A 17,659-nucleotide genomic window follows, 5' to 3' on the forward strand; every position below is an offset into this window, starting at 1 on the left:
TGCCCCGCGATTTCCAGAAAGGCTGGAGAGCCAAGATGACCCTGACGTACCAGCAAGAGCAGTTCCTCCACGCCGCGATTGCCCGGGCAGCCATCCTCGACCTGACCGCCCGGCACAACCGGGCCTACTCCAACGGCGACCGTGACCGCTGGATCGCGACGTTCCGCCATTCCGGTGGCCGCTACACCCGAGATGGCGAGGTGTTCACCGATCTGCACGCGGCCTTCGATGGCGGCGACGGGCAGCGCCTGGTGAGCGTCGATCACGAGATCCGCGTCGACGGGGTTCACGCCACGCAACGCTGTGTTGCCGTGCTTTACGCCGCCATGTACGGCGACACCACGCTGCGCGCGACCGGGATGTTCCGGGACCACCTGATCTACGAGCGCGGCGGCTGGTATTTCGAATCCCGGGAGCTTTCTTGGGATTCGGTGCCCAGCCGGCACCCGCTGGTGATGTAAAGCGGCACCGATACGTGGACTCCGACCTCAGCTATCAGCTGACCTTCGGCACCTACGAGGATGCGCTGCGCATGGTCGGCGCGGCGGGCGAACCGCGAACCGCGAGGACCCCCGTCAGCGGCGCGCGCATCCAATTGTTCGCCGCGATGGTGCACGACGGCAATCGCTCGTATTGGGATGCCGAGTTCGCCCGGCAGAAGTGGGGCGGCCTGCTCGCCCCGCCGGCCCTCTTGATGGGCTGGCTGATACCTCCGCCGTGGGAACCGGCGGGCAGACCGCCGGCCGCCTCGATGGTGCTGAGGGTGCCGTTGCCCGGCACCACATTCATCAACGCGGCCAACGACGTCGAGTTTTTGGAGCCGATCGTCGAGGGCGATCTGCTGACCGTCGTCGAGGAGCTGGTTTCGGTGTCGCCGGAAAAGCGGACTCGACTCGGCGTCGGGCATTTCGTCGAAACGCTGGAGACCTATCGCCGTCAGGACGGGACCGTCGTCGCCACGTGTCGCAATACGTTATTTCGGTTCACTCCGGGCGGCGCCTCGTGACCGATCTGGACTGGAACGACATCAGCGTTCCCATGCAGCTGCCGGAGGTGGTCGACCACATCAGCTACCAGCGGGTCGTGGAGAACGCTGGGGCAACGTGGGATTACTTCCCGGGCCACTTCGATCCGAACTACGCCCAAAACCAGGGCAACCCAACGATTTACGTCAACACCATGCACCTCGCAGGATTCGCCGACCGCGTCGCAACCGATTGGGCCGGCCCGAGCAGCCGCGTGGTGCGCCGCTCACTGCGACTCGCCAGCCCGGTCTATGCCGGCGACACCATCACCGGCCGCGGCCAAGCGGTGGCCAAACGCCGGGACACCTCGGTGCGGCCGGCGCGCTGCCTGGTGGACATCAAGATCGAGGTCACCAATCAGCATGGCGCCCTGTGCTGTCCGGTGGAGCTCACGGTGCAGTTTCCCAATGGCTGACGGCGTGGCCGAACTGCATCTGGCGGTATGCGGGCGGTTCGGCGAGGCGGTTCGGTCTGCCGATGGCAAATGGGACCGCCGCTCGCCGTGCGAGCAGTGGGATGCCAGGGCAGTGCTGGAGCACGTGATCGGCTTTCACGACGTGCTCATCCTTCGCCCCCTCGGGCTGAAACCCGCTCGCCCCCGCGAAGATCCGCAGGCGCGATGGCAACTCACCTATGACTCGCTGACGAAGGCCTTCGGCTCCGGCAGGATCACTGAGCTCGTCGCGTACAAGCTGATACCGAGCCTGAGCCGCGACGTCTTGGTGCACACCTGGGACCTCGCGCGTGCGGTGGGCGCCGACGATCGCCTCGACCCGGGATGGTGCGAGCTGTTCTACGCGGAATTGCCCGCGGATCTCAAGGCCTTGGGCCCGCCCGGAATGTTCGGCGCCCCGGTCGCGGTGCCCGACGAAAGCGACGCGCAGGCAAGGCTTCTCGCGCGGCTCGGCCGCGATCCGTCCTGGCGATGGCTGTACTGACGCGCCGAGCGTGAAGTGGTTGCGAAAAATCGGCCGAATTTTCGCAGTGGCTTCACGCTCGCCGTTCTTTGGGGGACGGGGAACCCAACTTTTATAGCGGCGGCAACTGCCCTTTGCAGACCAACGTCTGCAGCTCGACGTACTCGTGCAGCCCCTCGGGACCGAACTCGCGTCCGATGCCCGATTGCTTGAAGCCGCCGAACGGCGCACCGATGTCGAGGGTGTACATGTTGATGCCGTAAGTCCCGGTGCGAACGCCCGCCGCGACCTCGAGACCATGCGCGATGTCGGCCGTCCACACGGAACCGGCCAGGCCGTAGTCGCTCTCGTTGGCGATGCGGATCGCGTCGTCCTCGTCGCGGTAGCGCAGCACGGTCAACACCGGGCCGAAGATCTCCTCCCGGGCGATGCGCATGTCATTGGTGGCGTCGGCGAACAGCGTGGGCCGCACGTACCAACCGCGATCGGCCGGGCTGTCCTCGCCGCCGAGGACCAGGCGGGCGCCCTCGCTTTGGCCGGACCGGATGTAGTCCTGGACGCGGCGTTGTTGCCGTTGGGCCACAAGCGGTCCGATGTCCGTCGACTCCTCGGCCGGGTCGCCGACGTTCAGCCCCGACATCATGCCGGCCAGCGCGTCGACAACCTCGTCGTGGCGCTTCTCGCTGACCAGGATGCGGGTCTGGGCGACGCACGCCTGCCCGTTGTTCATCAGGCCGGCCGTCTTCAGGCCCGCTACCGTCTTGTCGACGTCCGCATCGTCGAGGATGATCGCCGCCGACTTGCCGCCCAGTTCCAGGCTGTAGCGCTTCAGCTGCTCGCCACACAGGGTGGCGATGCGGCGCCCGACGGCGCTGGACCCGGTGAACGCGACCTTGTCCACGCCGGGATGGCGAACCAGCGCCTCGCCGACGTCGGTGCCGCCGGGGAGCACGGACACCACGCCTTCGGGCAGGTCGATCTGCTCGATCATCTCCGCCAACCACAAAGCGTCCAAAGGCGTTTCGGGTGCCGGCTTGACGATGACCGCGCAGCCCGCGATCAGGGCCGGGATCAGCTTGGGCATGATCAGGAATTGCGGCACGTTCCACGGCACGATCGCCGCGACCACACCGACCGGGGCCCGGCGCAGATGCACTTCGCCCAGCACGCCCTGGCGGCGTTCGACCCATGGGAAGTCGCGTGCGGCGGCCAGCGCGAGGTGGATCAGCGTCGCCGCGGCCGCCCCCTGGCCCATCCGGCTGAAGCTGCGCGGAGACCCCATCTCGTCGGTGATCAGGTCGGCCATCTCGTCCATGTGGCCGGCGTAGATCGCAGCGAGCTGTTCGACTTTGGCCATCCGGTCCGCGTGGCTCATCCGTGGCCACGGGCCGTGGTCGAAAGCTTGCCGCGCCGCGGCGACGGCGGCGTCGACGTCCTCGGGTCCGGCCACCTGGACATGGCCGACCGGCTCCTCGGAGTGCGGTGAGATCACGGCGAGCTGCTGCGGGTTGGCGGGCTTGCGCCACTGCCCTCCGATGAAGAGTTCGTCATAGGAACGATGGTCGGATTTGTCTGTCATCGGGGCACTTCCTCGGGGATGGGACCGCGACCGCAACTTCGCTATTGACGCTAACATAGCGAAGAAAGCAGGATTGCGCCGTGGCAAGGAAGCGCACATCGTGAGCGACGACTGGCGCAGTTACCCGTTTCGGTTGGTGCCCGGCGACAGCCAGTTGGAGTTTCCCGCCGCCGAGGGCGAACACCCCGACCAGGAATCTGACACCTGGTTCATCGCCGGACAGCTCGACGCCACCGAGAGCGGCCGTTCGTTCGCCTTCCTGACCATCTTCAACAAGAACCGGCCAGGGGGCACGATCGTCGCGGACTTCTACACGATGGCGCTGTTCGACCTGGATTCCGGCGACTACGGCACCTATACGGATTACGACATGCCGCCGGCCAACGTGGAACCGGGAGCGCAGCGCAAGCTCGCGATGGCGGTGGGCCATCTGGACATCAGCTATCACTGCAGCGCGGGCACCGCGTCGTGGACCGCCTGCCGCGACGCCGACGGCGAATTGCTGCCCTACACCTATCGGGTCAGCCTGGTCGGCGAGGACCACCACGGCCGGTCCATGCGACTGGATTTGGCCGTAACGCCCACGCGGGCGCCGACACCGGTGGGCGCGTCGACCTACAACGGGAAGATCGTGTGCTTCGGCCAAAGCGAGACGTACTCCTACTTCCAGACCGGAATGGCGATGACCGGAACCTTGCGCTGGGGCGACGTGGTCGAGCAGGTGTCCGGCAGCGGCGGGCATGTCGACCGGCAGTGGTTTCCGAAATACGCCGGCGGCGGCGGAAGCGGGGGAGACCCGCGGGCGCGGTCGCACGAATGGCGCACCATCAATCTCGACAACGGTATCGACCTGAGCATCTGGCGGCAGTTCGACCGCACCAACGGCAATGCGCTGCAACCGTTTACCGGGGTGACGACGAGCTATCCCGACCCGGCCATGGCACCGGAATGCGCCGAGGACGTCGAGGTCACCGTCAGCAGCTACGTGCGATGGCCGGAAACGGTGCGGCCCCTGGTGCGCCCGCTTGCGCGCGCCCGATACCTGCCCGATCGGCACCGGATCACCTGCCCCACACTGAAATTGGATCTCGTCGGCGAGCCGCTGGTAGCGGCCCCCGCGCACGGCCTGCCGATCGAGTACATGGAAGGCCCATACCGCTACCGCGGGACCCTGCGGGGCGAGTCGGTGACCGGCTTCGCGTTCAACGAGCGTTCGCTGGCGCTGTACCGGGATTGGGAGCTGGTCGAGGTGCTGGCCACCACCGTCGCGCACGCCGAACCGCCGATCCCCGAGGCGCAGGCGACGGTGAATCAGCTGGTGCCGTTGATAGCCGCGGGAAGGCGGGGCGAAGCGCTGCAACTCCTGGCCGGCGCGCGTCCCAGCCAAAACGAGGCGCTGACAACCCTTTTCGACGACCTTGTCGCGGCGCTATCCGACTGACCTGTGCGCCGAGCGGGCCAGCGCCTCGGCCCATGCGATATGGCGATGCTGCAGTCCGGGTTCGTTGCGCCCGAACCGAAGCCGATCGCGCGCGCCCGATTCGAGGTTGGCCTGCAGCCCCTCGACCAGCTTGTAGTCCTCGTCGCGCACGGTGGCGTGCGCGTACTCGAAGACGGCCTGCGCCCCGGCGGCTACGGATTCCTCGGACAGATCCAGCGGCGTCGAGTTCTGGTGCACGGTGATAGACCGGCCCGGTCGGTCGCCCGGGTAGATACGGAACAGCTCGCCATTGGCGATCGTCACCGACAGCACGATGTTGGGGAACAGCGCGTAGATGACGACCATGTTGTGGAAGGGATCCCACTGCTCTTCGGGAACATTCTCCAGCTCCAGAATCGTGTTGAGCGGGAAGATCAACCGGTGATGCGGCCCGTACGAGTCGAACACCGTGCAATTGCTGCGAGCGATCCTGGCGAAGGTCTGCTGATGGACGGTGGCGAAATGGTAGTTCTCCGCGAAGGTGTCGACCGCCAGCTTCCAGTTGATCGGGCAGTCGAGGACCTTCTCGCCCAGCGGCGCCCACCGTCCGATGCCCCACGAGTCGAGTTCGTCGGCCAGCGGCCCCAGGTGCGCGGCCACATCCAGGGTGGTGCCGGGATCCATTGCCACCCAAAGGAATCCGGCGAATTCGGCGGCCGGAAGCTCCGTCAAACCGTCGGACTTGACGGCTACCCCCGGGAAGCCCTCGCGGCCCGGCAGCCCGACCAGCGTGCCGCTGTTGTCGTAGGTCCAGGCGTGGTACGGGCAGGTGAACCGCTTCGCGCTCCCGCATCCCGTGACCACTTGCGACTGCCGGTGCAGGCAGACATTGTCGAACGCCTTGACCGTTGCGTCGGATGTTCTGGTCAGCAGGACCGAACGCCCCATCACCGTCTTGGTGCAGTACGCGCCGGGAGCGGGGAGCTCCGAGACGTAGCCGACCAGTTGGGGAGTGGCCAGCAGCAGGTCCCGATCGCGGTGGTGCCGCTCGAGTGACGTGTAGTCGGCCGCGTCGACCGTGTGCTCGCCGGGCGCGAGGTCGGTGGTCTTGTCGCGGGCCAGCTTCAGGGCCCGCCGGGTCAGGTCGATGAGCTGATCACGGTCCATCGTCCCAGTACAGACCTTGCGACGGTTGTAAGGTCAAGGGGTGGCTGAGCAGTTGCTGATCGGCGACGTCGCGGCCTTGACCGGGATCGCCTCGGGTCGCATCCGCCACTACGAGAAGATCGGGCTGCTGCGCGCGGAGCACCTGTCGAACGGGTATCGGGTCTTCGACGTCGAGCAGGTCCTCGACCTGTTGCGCATCGACCTGATGAGAAGCCTCGGCGTCAGCATCAACGACATTCAGCGGCTGGTCGAGGGTGGGCAGACCACGCTGGCCGGCCTGCTCGACGAGCACCGCGCGTTGCTGGTGCGGCAGCGGGATCGGCTGGACCAGCTGATCGCGGCCATCGACGAAGCCACCGAGCCTGGCGCGGCGGCCGTCAACGAACACATCCTGCGCCGCCTGGCCACCACGCACCGGGACAGCATCGGCGTCATCGGGCGGCTCAGCGCGCCGTTGTCCGCGCCCGTTGCCGCGATGTATGCCGACCTGTTCGACGAATGGCAATTGCCCGTGCCCGCCTTGTTCGGCCAGATGGTGCTGCCACCCGCGGCCACCACGCTGCTGGAAGGGCTCGCCGCGACGCCGGGACGCCGGGTGCTGTTCGACCGGTTGCGCAGCCTCGCCAGCGATGTCGTCGCGTTGGGCGAAAACCTCACGGCCGCACAAGAACTCGCCCACGCCTGGATCGATCAGCAGGTGGCCGACCCGCTGCCCGACGACGTGGTCGGCGCGCTGCGCGGCGTGCGACCGCTCCTGGAGCACGACCCGGTGATCGTGCAGGGCTTCCGCGCCTGGGCGGCGTCGATAAACCCGGCGGCCGCGCACTTCATCGACGAAATCGCCGTCCAGACAGCGCGGCGCGGATTGGAGGCGGTCAGCGTCATCGTGCTGCCCGCCTCGGATTCGACCAGCCCCAGCGCCGACGTTGTTGCAATGTGATACAGATGTGACTGGTGTGGTCAGTGTGTCTGATGGTGTTTGTGCCGTACCCTGTGGCTTGTGTCATCGGTTTCGCGGCGTGACCTGCTCAAATTCGCGGCCGCCACCCCAGCCTTAGCCAGCCTGGGCGTCGCGGTGTCGTCGTTGCGCGCCGCTCCGGCCCAGGCTTCTCAGGCGTCGCTCGGAACCCTGTTGGACTACGCGGCCGGCGTGATCCCAGCGAGCGAGATCCGGGCCGCCGGCGCCGTCGGGTCCATCAGGTACGTGTCCGATCGGCGGCCCGGCGGCAACTGGATGCTGGGCAAGCCGATCCAGGTCGCCGAAGCGCACGACCTCAATAGCAACGGGCTCAAGATCGTGTCGTGCTATCAGTACGGCAAGGGCAGCACCGCCGACTGGCTGGGCGGTGCCGCCGCCGGGCAGCAGCACGCGCAGCGCGGGATGCAGTTGCATGCCGCGGCCGGCGGGCCCGCCAGCGCCCCGATCTATGCGTCGATCGACGATGACCCGTCCTATGACCAGTACAAGAACCAGATCGTGCCCTACCTACGGTCCTGGGAGTCGGTGGTCGGGCATCAGCGGACGGGCGTTTACGCCAATTCGAAGACGATCGACTGGGCCCTGCACGACGGCCTGGGCTCGTATTTCTGGCAGCACAACTGGGGCTCGCCGAAGGGATTCACGCATCCGGCCGCCAATTTGCACCAGGTGGAGATCGATAAGCGCAGCGTCGGCGGGGTAGGAGTGGACATCAACGAAATCCTCAAGCCTCAGTTCGGACAGTGGGCGTAGCCGTCGCGGGCGACCCCTACGGCACCTCGGCCCGATAATCGGCCCCAAGCGGGCTTCGCCGCCGTGCGATCCAGCAAACACTCGTTCGCCGTTCGTTCGGTGCCGTATTCGTCGAGCCTGGTGCGGCGGGCCGCCGCACGGGCCCTGGGATGCCCGCCGCGAGTGCGAAATTTTAATATAACGATTTGATAACAAAACTGCGTTAACCAGCGCAGTTATAGCTACTCGACCGTAACCACCTGCATGCAGGACGTTTGATTGCGCCGTTCGCGGCCGGGGTTGCGCGGGGTGTTACCCATGACACGGTTACCCGTGCGTAGAACTCACCAGTAACTGCTCAGCATGCGAAAAGGGCCTTGATTCTTATGACACTCTTAGTACAGCCGATGCAGTCCGTCGCGCCGCTCGGATCCATTCGTTTCAAGGGGGCGGCCCGCCGACAAGACACCGGTCAGCCATTTTTGGCTTGCGATTCGACGCGGAATCGCCTGGAAGCGACAGGCCACGCGCGCCGGTGGGGAACCGGCCAGCGAACCGAGACGTAAAGACGCATACAGGGAGAAATAGAACGTGACGATCCACGAGCCCGACCGGGTGTCCGCTGACCGCGACGGGAACAGCCCCCAGGCCACGCATGCCCTGGTCGACCGGCTGACGGCTGGCGAGCCGTACGCCGTCGCCTTCGGCGGCCAGGGCAGCGCCTGGCTGGAGACCCTGGAAGAACTGGTGTCGTCGGCCGGCATCGAAACCGACTTGGCAACGCTGGTCGGTGAGGTGGAGCTGCTGCTCGAACCGGTGGCAAAGGAACTGGTCGTGGTGCGTCCGATCGGTTTCGAGCCGCTGCAGTGGGTGCGCGCGCTGGCGGCCGAGGATCCCGTTCCGTCCGAGAAGCACCTGACATCGGCCGCGGTGTCGATACCGGGCGTGCTGCTCACCCAGATCGCGGCCGGGCGTGCCCTGGCGCGACAGGGCATGGACTGGGTCGCGACACCGCCGGTGGCCGTCGCCGGACATTCGCAAGGTGTGCTGGCCGTCGAGGCATTCAAGGCGGCGGGCGCGCGCGACGCCGAGCTGCTGGCGATGGGCCAGCTCATCGGTGCCGCGGGCACCCTGGTGGCCCGCCGGCGCGGCATCTCCGTCCTCGGCGACCGTCCGCCGATGGTGTCGGTCACCAACGCCGACCCCGAGCGCATCCGCCGGCTGCTCGACGAGTTCGCACAGGATGTTCGCACCGTGCTGCCGCCGGTGCTATCCATCCGCAACGGCCGGCGCTCGGTCGTGATCACCGGCACCCCGGAGCAGTTGTCCCGATTCGAGCTCTACTGCCAGCAGATCTCCGACAAGGAAGCGGCCGACCGCAAGAACAAGATCCGCGGCGGCGACGTCTTCTCGCCCGTCTTCGATCCGGTGCAGGTTGAGGTCGGCTTCCACACACCGCGGCTGGCCGACGGCATCGACATCGTGGGGACCTGGGCCGAGAAGATTGGCCTCGACGCGGCGTCGGCCCGGGAACTGACCGAGGCCATCCTGGTCCGCGGCGTCGACTGGGTGGACGAGATCACCCAGGTCCACAATGCCGGGGCGCGCTGGATCCTCGACCTGGGGCCCGGCGACATCCTCACCCGGCTGACCGCGCCGGTGATCCGGGGCCTCGGCATCGGCATCGTGCCGGCGGCGACCCGCGGCGGTCAGCGCAACCTGTTCACCGTCGGGGCGACCCCCGAGGTGGCCCGGGCCTGGTCTAGCTACGCCCCGACTGTGGTGCGCCTGCCCGACGGCCGGGTCAAGCTGTCGACGAAGTTCACCCGGCTGACCGGGCGGTCACCGATCCTGCTGGCCGGCATGACGCCGACCACCGTCGACGCGAAGATCGTCGCCGCCGCGGCCAACGCCGGCCACTGGGCTGAGCTGGCCGGTGGTGGGCAGGTCACCGAGGAAATTTTCGCCGACCGGATCGAGGAGCTGTCCGGGCTGCTCGAGGACGGCCGCACCTACCAGTTCAACGCGCTGTTCCTCGACCCATACCTGTGGAAGCTCCAGGTCGGCGGCAAGCGTCTGGTGCAGAAGGCCCGCCAGTCCGGCGCGGCGATCGACGGCTTGGTGATCAGCGCCGGCATCCCGGATCTCGAGGAGGCCGTCGAGCTGATCGATGAGCTCAACGAGGTCGGCATCAGCCACGTCGTGTTCAAGCCGGGCACCATCGAGCAGATCCGCTCGGTCATCCGCATCGCTACCGAGGTGCCCACCAAGCCGGTGATCATGCACGTCGAGGGCGGGCGCGCGGGCGGCCACCATTCCTGGGAAGACCTCGACGACCTGCTGGTGGCAACGTATTCCGAGCTGCGTTCGCGCCCCAACATCACCGTTTGCGTGGGCGGCGGTATCGGCACCCCCGAGCGGGCGGCCGAATACCTGTCCGGACGCTGGGCGCAGGCCTACGGCTTCCCCCTGATGCCGATCGACGGGATCCTGGTCGGCACCGCGGCGATGGCCACGCTCGAGTCGACCACGTCGCCGTCGGTCAAGCGCATGCTGGTCGAGACGCAAGGCACGGACCAGTGGATCAGTGCCGGAAAAGCCCAGGGCGGTATGGCTTCCAGCCGCAGCCAGCTCGGCGCGGACATCCACGAAATCGACAACACCGCCTCGCGTTGCGGTCGGCTGCTCGACGAGGTCGCCGGCGACGCCGACGCCGTCGCGGAGCGCCGCGACGAGATCATCGCGGCGATGGCCAACACGGCCAAGCCGTACTTCGGCGACGTCGCGGACATGACCTACCTGCAGTGGTTGCGGCGCTACGTCGAGCTGACCATCGGCGAGGGCAACTCGACCGCCGACACCGCTTCGCCGGGCAGCCCCTGGCTGGCCGACACCTGGCGTGACCGCTTCGAGCAGATGCTGCAGCGCGCCGAAGCTCGTTTGCACCCAAAGGATTTCGGCCCGATCGAGACGCTGTTCGCCGATCGGGCGCTGCTGGAGAACCCCGACCAGGCTATCGCCACCTTGCTCGAGCACTACCCGGACGCCGAAAAGGTGCAACTGCATCCGGCCGACGTGCCGTTCTTCGTCACGCTGTGCAAAACGCTGGGCAAGCCGGTCAACTTCGTGCCGGTCATCGACAAGGACGTCCGGCGGTGGTGGCGCAGTGACTCGCTGTGGCAGGCCCACGACGCCCGCTACGAAGCCGACCAGGTGTGCATCATCCCGGGCACCGCGTCGGTCGCCGGCATCACGCGGATGGACGAACCCGTCGGTGAATTGCTCGACCGCTTCGAGCAGGCCGCGATCGACGAGGTGCTGGAGAGCGGGGCCGAGCCGCAACCCGTCCGGTCACGCCGGCTGGGCCGCCCCGACGTCACCGGACCCTTGGCCGTCGTGCTCGACGCCGCCGACGTGTTGTGGGCCGGTCGCACGGCCACGAACCCGGTTCACCGCATCGCCGATCCGGCCGACTGGCTGGTGCACGACGGGCCCGAAAGCCTCCGTGCCACACACTCATCCACTGGCGCGCGGCTTCAGGTGAAGTCCGACGACGGGGCCGGCACCGAGCAAGTCGTGCTCAGTGTGCCGGTGTCCGGCGTATGGGTGGATATTCCGTTTACCTTGCATCCCAACACCCTTGACGGCGGTATTCCGGTGGTCTCCACCGAGGCCGCCGCGACCGCGATGCGCGCGGTCCTGGCGATCGCCGCCGGCGTCGACGGGCCGGAGTTCCTGCCGCGGGTCGTCGACGGGACGGCGACCGTGAGCGTCGACTGGGATCCCGAGCGGGTCGCCGACCACACCGGCGTCACGGCCACCTTCGGTGAGCCGCTGGCGCCCAGCCTCACCACCGTGCCGGACGCGCTCGTGGGTCTTTGCTGGCCCGCCGTTTTCGCGGCCATCGGCTCCGCGGCCACCGACGCCGGTGTCCCGGTGGTCGAGGGGCTGCTGAGCCTGGTGCACCTCGACCACGCCGCCCACGTGGTCGGTGAGCTGCCCGGTGTCCCAGCGCAATTGACGGTCACCGCAACGGCTTCGTCGGCCACCGACACGGACATGGGCCGCGTCGTCCCGGTCTCGGTGACCATCGCCGATGCCGACGGGACGGCGATCGCCACCCTCGCCGAGCGTTTCGCGATCCTCGGTCGAACCGGTACGGCCGAGCTGACCGACCCGGTGCGGGCGGGCGGCGCGGTCTCCGAGAACGCGACCGACACTCCGCGACGTCGCCGCCGCGATGTCACGCTGACCGCACCCGTCGACATGCGTCCGTTCGCGGTGGTGTCCGGCGACCACAACCCGATTCACACCGACCGGGCCGCCGCGCTGCTGGCCGGCCTGGAATCGCCCATCGTGCACGGCATGTGGCTCTCGGCCGCCGCGCAGCACGCGGCGACGGCCACCGACGGGCAAGCGCGCCCACCGGCCCGGCTGATCGGCTGGACCGCGCGCTTCCTGGGCATGGTGCGCCCGGGTGACGAAGTGGACTTCCGTGTCGATCGCGTCGGAATCGACCGGGGCGCAGAGGTTTTGGAAGTGGCGGCGCGCATCGGCTCGGATCTGGTCATGTCGGCCACCGCCCGGCTGGCCGCGCCCAAGACGGTCTACGCGTTCCCCGGCCAGGGCATCCAGCACAAGGGCATGGGCATGGAGGTGCGCGCCCGGTCCAAGGCGGCCCGCAAGGTGTGGGACACCGCCGACAAGTTCACCCGGGACACGCTGGGCTTCTCGGTGCTGCACGTGGTGCGCGACAACCCGACCAGCATCATCGCCAGCGGTGTGCACTACAACCACCCCGAGGGCGTGCTCTACCTAACGCAGTTCACTCAGGTTGCGATGGCGACGGTGGCCGCGGCCCAGGTCGCCGAGATGCGCGAGCAAGGCGCCTTCGTCGAAGGTGCCATCGCCTGCGGGCACTCCGTCGGCGAGTACACCGCCCTGGCCTGCGTGACGGGCATCTACGAGCTGGAAGCCTTGCTGGAGATGGTGTTTCACCGTGGCTCCAAGATGCACGACATCGTGCCGCGCGACGAGCTGGGCCGCTCCAACTACCGCTTGGCGGCGATCCGGCCCTCGCAGATCGACCTGCCCGACGAAGAGGTGCCCGCGTTCGTCGCCGGGATCGCCGAGAGCACCGGTGAATTCCTGGAGATCGTGAACTTCAACCTGCGCGGTTCGCAGTACGCGATCGCCGGCACGGTGCGCGGTTTGGAAGCGCTGGAAGAGGAAGTCGAGCGTCGCCGCGAGCTCAGCGGTGGCCGGCGGTCGTTCATCCTGGTGCCCGGGATCGACGTGCCGTTCCACTCCCGGGTGTTGCGAATCGGGGTGGCCGAATTCCGTCGCTCGCTGGAGCGGGTCATGCCGCGCGACAAAGACCCCGACATCATCATCGGGCGCTACATCCCCAACCTGGTGCCGCGGCCGTTCACGCTGGACCGCGACTTCGTTCAGGAAATCCGGGACCTGGTGCCCGCCGAGCCGCTCGACGAGATCCTCGCCGACTACGACACCTGGCGTAACGAGAAGCCCCGCGAGCTGGCCCGCAAGGTGTTGATCGAGCTGCTGGCGTGGCAGTTCGCCAGCCCAGTGCGCTGGATCGAAACCCAGGACCTGCTGTTCACGGAGGAGGCCGCGGGCGGTCTGGGCGTGGAGCGCTTCGTCGAAATCGGTGTGAAGTCGGCGCCGACCGTCGCCGGGCTGGCCACCAACACCCTCAAGCTGCCCGAATATGCCCACAGCACAGTCGAAGTGCTCAACGCCGAGCGCGACGCCGCGGTGCTGTTCGCTACGGACACCGACCCCGAACCGGAGCCCGAAGACGAGGCGCCGGTCGCCGAGGCCGCACCGGAAGGCGCCGCCGTGGAGGCCGCAGCGGCGGCTCCGGCTCCCGCCGCAGCTCCGTCGGGTGCTCCACGCCCCGACGACATCGGGTTCGACGCCGCCGACGCGACCCTGGCGCTGATCGCGCTGTCGGCCAAGATGCGCATCGACCAGATCGAGGAACTCGACTCCATCGAGTCCATTACCGACGGCGCGTCGTCGCGACGCAACCAGCTGCTGGTGGACCTGGGCTCGGAGCTGAACCTGGGCGCCATCGACGGTGCCGCAGAGGCGGACCTGGCCGGGCTGCGGTCTCAGGTGACCAAGCTGGCCCGCACGTACAAGCCTTACGGCCCAGTGCTTTCCGATGCGATCAACGATCAGCTGCGGACCGTTCTCGGGCCCTCGGGCAAGCGGCCCGCCGCCATCGCCGAGCGGGTCAAGAAGACCTGGGAGCTCGGTGACGGTTGGGCCAAGCACGTCACGGTCGAGGTCGCGCTGGGTACCCGCGAGGGCACCAGCGTTCGCGGCGGCTCGATGGGCCACCTGCACGAGGGTGCGCTGGCCGATGCCGCATCGGTCGACAGGGTCATCGACGCCGCGGTCGCATCGGTCGCCGCCCGCCGCGGGGTTTCGGTGGCACTGCCGTCCGCCGGCGGTGCCGGCGGGGGCGCGACCATCGACGCGGCCGCGCTGAGCGAATTCACCGATCAGATCACCGGTCGCGACGGCGTGCTCGCCTCGGCGGCCCGCCTGATCCTCGGCCAGCTGGGCCACGACGACCCGGTCAGCGTGTCACCGGCGGCCACCGATGCCGAGCTCATCGACCTGGTCACTCTCGAACTGGGCGCCGACTGGCCACGTTTGGTGGCTCCGGTGTTCGACGCCAAGAAGGCCGTCGTGTTCGACGACCGCTGGGCCAGCGCCCGCGAGGACCTCGTCAAGCTGTGGCTGGCCGACGACGGCGACATCGACGCCCAGTGGTTGCATTTGTCCGAACGGTTCGAGGGCGCCGGACATGTCGTCGCCACCCAGGCCACCTGGTGGCAGGGCAAGGCGCTGGCCGCGGGCCGGCAGATCCACGCGTCGCTGTACGGCCGAATCGCCGCCGGCGCCGAGAACCCGAACCCGGGGCCCTACAGCAGCGAAGTCGCCGTGGTGACAGGCGCTTCGAAGGGTTCGATCGCGGCGTCGGTGGTCGCGCGGCTGCTCGACGGCGGTGCCACCGTCATCGCAACGACGTCGAAGCTCGACGACGAACGCCTGGCGTTCTACCGTTCGCTCTATCGCGATCACGCCCGCTACGGCGCCGCCCTGTGGGTCGTCGCGGCCAACATGGCGTCCTACTCCGACATCGACGCCCTGGTCGAATGGGTCGGCACCGAGCAGACCGAAAGCCTTGGGCCACAGTCGATTCACATCAAGGACGCGCAGACCCCGACGCTGCTGTTCCCGTTCGCTGCGCCGCGCGTGGTCGGCGATCTGTCGGAGGCGGGATCGCGCTCCGAGATGGAGATGAAGGTGCTGCTGTGGGCCGTGCAGCGGCTGATCGGCGGGCTGTCGAAGATCGGCGCCGAGCGCGACATCGCGTCGCGGCTGCACGTGGTGCTGCCCGGTTCGCCCAACCGCGGCATGTTCGGCGGCGACGGTGCCTACGGCGAGGCCAAGTCCGCGCTGGACGCCCTGGTGAGTCGTTGGCACGCCGAGTCGTCGTGGGCGGCGCGAGTGAGCCTGGCGCACGCGCTGATTGGCTGGACCCGCGGCACCGGGTTGATGGGCCACAACGACGCCATCGTCGACGCGGTCGAGGAGGCCGGCGTTACCACCTACTCCACCGACGAGATGGCAGGCATGCTGCTGGCCCTGTGCGATGTGGAATCCAAGGTGGCCGCCGCTGGAAAGCCGATCAAGGCGGACCTGACCGGCGGGCTCGGCGAAGCCGAGCTGGACATGGCCGAGCTGGCCGCCAAGGCGCGCGAGGAGATGTCGACCGACGCGGCCGACGACGAGGTCGAGACCGAGGGCACCATTGCCGCTCTGCCGTCGCCGCCCCGCGGGTACACGCCCGCCCCGCCGCCGGAATGGGACGACCTCGACGTCGACCCGGCCGATCTGGTGGTGATCGTCGGCGGCGCCGAGATCGGGCCGTACGGCTCGTCGCGCACCCGGTTCGAGATGGAGGTCGAGAACGAACTCTCGGCGGCCGGCGTGCTCGAGCTCGCCTGGACGACCGGAATGATCCGCTGGGAGGACGACCCCCAACCGGGTTGGTACGACACGCAATCCGGCGACCTGGTCGACGAAGCAGAGCTGGTCGAGCGTTACCACGACGCCGTGCTCGAGCGAACGGGCATCCGCGAGTTCGTCGACGACGGCGCGATCGATCCCGACCACGCGTCACCGTTGCTGGTGTCGGTCTTCTTGGACAAGGACTTCAGCTTCGTGGTGTCGTCGGAGGCCGACGCCCGCGGCTTCGTCGAATTCGACCCCGAGCACACGGTCATCCGGCCGGTGCCCGACTCAACCGACTGGCAGGTAATCCGCAAGGCCGGCACCGAGATCCGGGTTCCGCGCAAGACCAAGCTGTCGCGCGTCGTCGGCGCCCAGATTCCGACCGGGTTCGACCCGACGGTGTGGGGGATCAGCCCCGACATGGCCACCTCGATCGACCGGGTGGCGTTGTGGAACATCGTCGCGACCGTCGATGCATTCCTGTCCGCCGGATTCAGCCCGGCCGAAGTGATGCGCTACGTGCACCCGAGCCTGGTGGCCAGCACGCAGGGTACCGGGATGGGCGGCATGACGTCGATGCAGACCATGTATCACGGCAACCTGTTGGGCCGGAACAAGCCGAACGACATCCTGCAGGAAGTGCTGCCGAATGTTGTTGCCGCGCATGTGGTTCAGTCCTATGTCGGCAGCTACGGCTCGATGATCCACCCGGTGGCGGCCTGCGCGACGGCGGCGGTGTCGCTCGAGGAGGGTGTCGACAAGATCCGGCTGGGCAAGGCCGAGCTGGTGGTGACCGGCGGCCTGGATGACCTGACGCTGGAAGCCATCATCGGCTTCGGTGACATGGCGGCCACCGCCGACACCGCGATGATGCGCGGCCGGGGCATCGACGACTCGAAGTTCTCCCGGCCCAACGACCGGCGCCGGCTGGGCTTCGTCGAGGCGCAGGGCGGCGGCACCATCCTGCTGGCGCGCGGCGACCTGGCGCTCAAGATGGGATTGCCGGTGCTTGCGGTGGTGGCCTACGCGCAGTCGTTCGGCGACGGCGTGCACACCTCGATCCCGGCCCCGGGCCTGGGTGCGCTGGGCGCGGGGCGCGGCGGCACGGATTCGCCGCTGGCGCGCGCGCTGGCCAAGCTCGGTGTGGGCGCCGACGACGTCGCGGTGATCTCCAAGCACGACACCTCGACGCTGGCCAACGACCCCAACGAGACCGAGCTGCACGAGCGGCTCGCCGACTCGCTGGGCCGCTCCGAGGGCGCCCCGCTGTTCATCGTGTCGCAGAAGAGCCTGACCGGGCACGCCAAGGGCGGCGCGGCGGTGTTCCAGACGATGGGCCTGTGCCAGATGCTGCGCGACGGGGTGATCCCGCCGAACCGCAGCCTGGATTGCGTCGACGACGAATTGGCCGGCTCCGCGCACTTCGTCTGGGTGCGGGACACGCTGCGGCTGGGCGGGAAGTTCCCGCTCAAGGCGGGGATGCTGACCAGTCTCGGGTTTGGGCATGTGTCCGGGCTCGTCGCGCTGGTCCACCCGCAGGCGTTCATCGCCGCGCTGGACCCGGAGCAGCGCGAGACCTACCAGCAGCGTGCGGAGGCACGCCTGCTGGCCGGTCAGCGCCGACTGGCGTCGGCCATCGCCGGCGGCGCGCCGATGTACGAGCGGCCGGCGGACCGCCGCTTCGACCACGGCGCGCCCGAGAAGCGGCAGGAGGCGGCGATGCTGCTGAATCCGGCCGCCCGGCTGGGTGACGACGAGGCCTACGAGGTCCCCGCCGAATGACGT

Annotated in this window: 10 protein-coding genes; 8 read left to right on the plus strand and 2 right to left on the minus strand. The window is 68.3% G+C overall.

Going from position 1 to position 17,659, the window contains the following annotated elements:
• Positions 1-35: 35 nt before the first annotated feature.
• The 4 genes from A5747_RS19385 to A5747_RS19400 all read left to right on the plus strand — a co-directional run bounded on the left by A5747_RS19385 (position 36) and on the right by A5747_RS19400 (position 1,963).
• Positions 36-461, plus strand: coding sequence for a nuclear transport factor 2 family protein (locus A5747_RS19385; protein ID WP_076127213.1), 426 nt, complete (start codon positions 36-38; stop codon positions 459-461).
• Positions 462-532: 71 nt separating this feature from the next.
• Complete coding sequence (locus A5747_RS19390; RefSeq protein WP_139333416.1) at positions 533-1,006, plus strand: MaoC family dehydratase N-terminal domain-containing protein; 474 nt, start codon at positions 533-535, stop codon at positions 1,004-1,006.
• A gap of 32 nt (positions 1,007-1,038) precedes the next feature.
• Positions 1,039-1,440 (plus strand): MaoC family dehydratase, encoded by a 402-nt coding sequence (locus tag A5747_RS19395; RefSeq protein WP_076127336.1) that lies wholly within the window; start codon positions 1,039-1,041, stop codon positions 1,438-1,440.
• Positions 1,433-1,963, plus strand: coding sequence for a maleylpyruvate isomerase family mycothiol-dependent enzyme (locus tag A5747_RS19400; protein WP_076127216.1), 531 nt, complete (start codon positions 1,433-1,435; stop codon positions 1,961-1,963). Before A5747_RS19395 ends, A5747_RS19400 begins: the two co-directional genes overlap by 8 nt.
• Positions 1,964-2,054: 91 nt before the next feature.
• Here the strand turns inward: A5747_RS19400 and A5747_RS19405 are convergent, their stop codons facing one another.
• Positions 2,055-3,521 (minus strand): aldehyde dehydrogenase, encoded by a 1,467-nt coding sequence (locus A5747_RS19405; RefSeq protein WP_076127218.1) that lies wholly within the window; start codon positions 3,519-3,521, stop codon positions 2,055-2,057.
• A 100-nt stretch (positions 3,522-3,621) separates the two neighbouring features.
• On the opposite strand from A5747_RS19405, the gene A5747_RS19410 reads away from it, so the two are divergent.
• Positions 3,622-4,962 carry a lipocalin-like domain-containing protein gene (locus A5747_RS19410; protein ID WP_076127338.1) on the plus strand — a complete coding sequence of 447 codons (1,341 nt, stop codon included), beginning with the start codon at positions 3,622-3,624 and terminating at the stop codon, positions 4,960-4,962.
• On the opposite strand, the gene A5747_RS19415 is transcribed toward A5747_RS19410, so the two are convergent.
• On the minus strand, positions 4,951-6,108 hold the full coding sequence (locus A5747_RS19415; RefSeq protein WP_076127221.1) for an aromatic ring-hydroxylating dioxygenase subunit alpha: 1,158 nt from the start codon (positions 6,106-6,108) through the stop codon (positions 4,951-4,953). The genes A5747_RS19410 and A5747_RS19415 overlap by 12 nt on opposite strands.
• 40 nt (positions 6,109-6,148) lie before the next feature.
• Between A5747_RS19415 and A5747_RS19420 the strand changes: the two genes are divergently transcribed.
• From A5747_RS19420 to A5747_RS19430, 3 genes are all read left to right on the plus strand, one after another.
• Positions 6,149-7,048 carry a MerR family transcriptional regulator gene (locus tag A5747_RS19420; RefSeq protein ID WP_076127223.1) on the plus strand — a complete coding sequence of 300 codons (900 nt, stop codon included), beginning with the start codon at positions 6,149-6,151 and terminating at the stop codon, positions 7,046-7,048.
• A gap of 60 nt (positions 7,049-7,108) precedes the next feature.
• A complete protein-coding gene (locus A5747_RS19425) occupies positions 7,109-7,840 on the plus strand; it encodes a glycoside hydrolase domain-containing protein (RefSeq protein WP_076127225.1) in 732 nt (243 codons plus the stop codon).
• Positions 7,841-8,410: 570 nt separating this feature from the next.
• Positions 8,411-17,656, plus strand: coding sequence for a type I polyketide synthase (locus A5747_RS19430; RefSeq protein ID WP_076127227.1), 9,246 nt, complete (start codon positions 8,411-8,413; stop codon positions 17,654-17,656).
• Positions 17,657-17,659: the final 3 nt, after the last annotated feature.

It is taken from the genome of Mycobacterium sp. IS-836 (genome assembly GCF_001954275.1).
Lineage (GTDB): Bacteria > Actinomycetota > Actinomycetes > Mycobacteriales > Mycobacteriaceae > Mycobacterium.

Coding starts and splice junctions, on each gene's coding strand:
- A5747_RS19385 (WP_076127213.1), top strand. CDS start 36: ATGACCCTGACGTACCAGCAAGAGCAGTTCCTCCACGCCGCGATTGCC.
- A5747_RS19390 (WP_139333416.1), top strand. CDS start 533: ATGGTCGGCGCGGCGGGCGAACCGCGAACCGCGAGGACCCCCGTCAGC.
- A5747_RS19395 (WP_076127336.1), top strand. CDS start 1,039: ATGCAGCTGCCGGAGGTGGTCGACCACATCAGCTACCAGCGGGTCGTG.
- A5747_RS19400 (WP_076127216.1), top strand. CDS start 1,433: ATGGCTGACGGCGTGGCCGAACTGCATCTGGCGGTATGCGGGCGGTTC.
- A5747_RS19405 (WP_076127218.1), bottom strand. CDS start 3,521: ATGACAGACAAATCCGACCATCGTTCCTATGACGAACTCTTCATCGGA.
- A5747_RS19415 (WP_076127221.1), bottom strand. CDS start 6,108: ATGGACCGTGATCAGCTCATCGACCTGACCCGGCGGGCCCTGAAGCTG.